General features: G+C 46.4%; 3 protein-coding genes. All 3 read right to left on the bottom strand.

Features of this window, described 5'->3' with window-relative positions; genetic code table 11:
- On the bottom strand, window positions 1–646 hold a 646-nt coding region (locus VIM87_RS15940; protein WP_331997954.1), incomplete at its 3' end, for an epoxide hydrolase family protein.
- Between the two features lie 72 nt (window positions 647–718).
- The gene (locus tag VIM87_RS15935) at window positions 719–1,573 is read right to left on the bottom strand and encodes a hypothetical protein (RefSeq protein WP_331997953.1); all 855 of its coding nucleotides are present in this window, start codon (window positions 1,571–1,573) and stop codon (window positions 719–721) included.
- A gap of 221 nt (window positions 1,574–1,794) precedes the next feature.
- The gene (locus VIM87_RS15930; RefSeq protein WP_331997952.1) at window positions 1,795–2,595 is read right to left on the bottom strand and encodes a hypothetical protein; all 801 of its coding nucleotides are present in this window, start codon (window positions 2,593–2,595) and stop codon (window positions 1,795–1,797) included.
- Window positions 2,596–2,747 lie beyond the last annotated feature (152 nt).

Genomic DNA, 2,747 nt, shown 5'->3' with positions numbered 1-2,747 from the left:
CATCTGTGAGATGGATGGCTATTACGTTCTCCGGGTAAAGATTGGCCACTGATTTGGTGATGGGGCTGCCCATGTCCCCGCCGGCTGCGAGGAAAGTTTTGTAGCCAAGTACATCTTTCATCAGGGTGGCAAAAACTTTTGCAGTGCCGTCGTCCGTAAGGGCTACGTGGCTGGAGAAGCCGAAACCGGGGATGGAAGGTATCACCAGGTCGTAGTCGTCCGTTAACAGGGGAATTACTTTGTAAAAGCGGTAAAAGCAATCGGGCCATCCATGCGTAAGCAGCAGGGGCCTGGCATTCGGATTTTTACTTTTGATGTGCAGGAAATGAATGGTAAGGCTGTCTATTTCAACCGTGTAATGTGGGAATTGATTAAGCGCAGCTTCCTGCTTGCGCCAGTCATAACCATTTTGCCAGTAGGCAACCAGGCTTTGGAGGAATACGGGATCAGTACCGTATTTCCAGCCAATGTTTTCAGGGGCGTCAGGCCAGCGGGTCTGGCGGAGGCGGTTTTGAAGATCGTCCAGTACAGTTTGAGGTACATTAATTTTGAAAGGCTTTACAGTGAACATGTTGTTTTTTTTTGTTTGTGCATTTATGGTTACGGCAATAAAGATGGCAGCTAGTAAAAGCAGGTGCTGTTTCATGGGTTTGTGTTTGTAATAGCAAATTTCAATACAGGCTATGACAACAGTATGTCAGTAGGAAAACGGTGCAGCCTATTTCTTCAATATTTTGCTGCTGATCCATTTAACGTCGGATTCACTGCTAAAGAAAAGGTATTTTCCATCCGGCGATAGATTAGGGCAGTACTCGTAGGTTTTTGTATTGATCCGTTCGCCCATATTCCGGGGAAGCTGCCATTGGCCATCCTTTTTAAAAGCGATATACAGGTCGGCTTCTCCCAGTCCGCCGGGCCTGCCGGATGTAAAAACCAGCCAGCTTTCATCCGGGGCTATCAGCGGGTCATGTTCATCGGCAGCGGAGTTAATGGTGGGGCCCAGGTTCACTGGTTTTTCATACTGCCCGGCTGTTTTCCTGCTCATATACAGGTCCAGGTTACCATCCCGGTAGGATGCAAAGTAGATATTGCCATTATTGGAAAGGGAAACATAATATTCAGTGCTGTCACTATTGATCTTATCAAGCCGTTCAGGGTTTTGACCGTTCTTAGGCAACCGGTAAATATCATAATCATCGGTGGTATCGGTTGGGGCTTTGGGTCTGTTGGAAATGAAATAAAGATCGCCTTCTTGTGAAAAGAAGGGATCAGCATTGGAGTAGCTGGTATCAAACAAAGGGGAGGGCACAGGGGCTGTCCAGGCCTCGCCGTTATATTTACTTTCAAGAATAAGATACTTCCTGTTGTGCGATCTTGAAAAGTAAAAAGTTTTACCGTCCGGTGAAAAGGCTGCGTTAAAATCAAGCGTATCAATGGAAACAATACCCGGTAAGAACACCTGCGCTATGGTGTCTGGTCCGGGAACGGGATAAAAGGCGGAGGTAGGTCCGTTATTAAAGCAGGATAAAATGCAGCAGCAGGCAGATGCAAGTAAAAAGTAAATTCTTGTCATAACGGTTTTTTCTCGTACAATAATATAGGTGTTCACTGCTTTTACGCGGCAATGTTATGGTAACATGGTTGCGGTAAAACTACACAAGGTAAGTGCTGATGATGATTGCTGCAGCATCTGAAACGGAGGTTAAGCCGTATGCTAAACATCCCCTGGCGGGGATTGTTAACGAAAGATAATAAACGGTCCGGCTTTGTCAAAATTTATTTAAAGCATTCCCATCACCCCACTGCCGCTATTATAGCGCAGCCCCTGCCTTTCACTTCTTCGATTTCAGTAGCCGTTAAAGGGTTGCCCATTTCAAGCCCAATAAATAACAGGAAGGTGGCTGTTTTATCCCAGCCCTCGGGAAGTGCTAAAGGCAGCTCCACCCGCTGCGCTTTAAAGGTTTGCTGATTGCCATGCCACGCTGTTTCAGTTGAAAAAACAGCCGGTAATGGTTTAGGGTTATACTGCGTATAATCCATCCCGTTATGCTTTATATCGGCAATGGCGCCCATACCCAATACAAAACGGTATAGCGGCGGGTTGGGTGGCAGCATAAGGTTTAGGCCGGGTGTTAGCTCAGGCAGCTGTACCACGCCCATACCGGTAGTGCGGTCAATAGAACAAATGGGCGCTTGCCTTACCATACTCTCAAAAGGGTTTTTCAGGTTCAAACGAAAGCCCTGTAACAAAGCTGCATGCTGTGAAAATAAAAGCCCACGCTGGCCGCGGTCACTTACGGTATCCCGTGGCAGCATTCTTGTTCTTAATAAGGAGCTTAATGTAGATGTGAAATTGTAGTCTGCCAGGGGAATTATAGGATTCATCATTCGCCTGATCTGGCCAGCGGCCTTTCCGCATATGCCAAATTCCGAATTATTTTCCCGCGTACGTTCAAACCTGGGGTCATTTGCAATGCGTTCTTTGGTTGCGCCACCTTTGCGGCGCAGGATGATCTTGTCTGAACCTTTAATAGTGTAGGCGGAGAGGTTGCCCAGGCTTCCGGTAAATTGGATGCCGTCTTTCAGGATTCCCATAGAATAAAAGTTTATGATTTTGGTGTATGAAATAAATTACGGTGGCAATAATAAGTAATACTACAACGCTCAACAACATATTTATAACACGTATATAAGCCCCCTCTTATAAGAGAGCGCTTATAGGGAGCGTATATAAGGCTTACAGGGGG

Origin of the sequence: Chitinophaga sp., assembly GCF_036569125.1 — a bacterium.
GTDB lineage: Bacteria > Bacteroidota > Bacteroidia > Chitinophagales > Chitinophagaceae > Chitinophaga.
The sequence above is the reverse complement of the archived record's forward strand: the minus strand, read 5'-3'. Positions and strand labels throughout refer to the sequence as shown.

What these genes read in the sequence shown, in the direction of transcription:
- VIM87_RS15935 (WP_331997953.1), bottom strand. Translation starts at nt 1,573, where the DNA reads ATGACAAGAATTTACTTTTTACTTGCATCTGCCTGCTGCTGCATTTTA.
- VIM87_RS15930 (WP_331997952.1), bottom strand. Translation starts at nt 2,595, where the DNA reads ATGGGAATCCTGAAAGACGGCATCCAATTTACCGGAAGCCTGGGCAAC.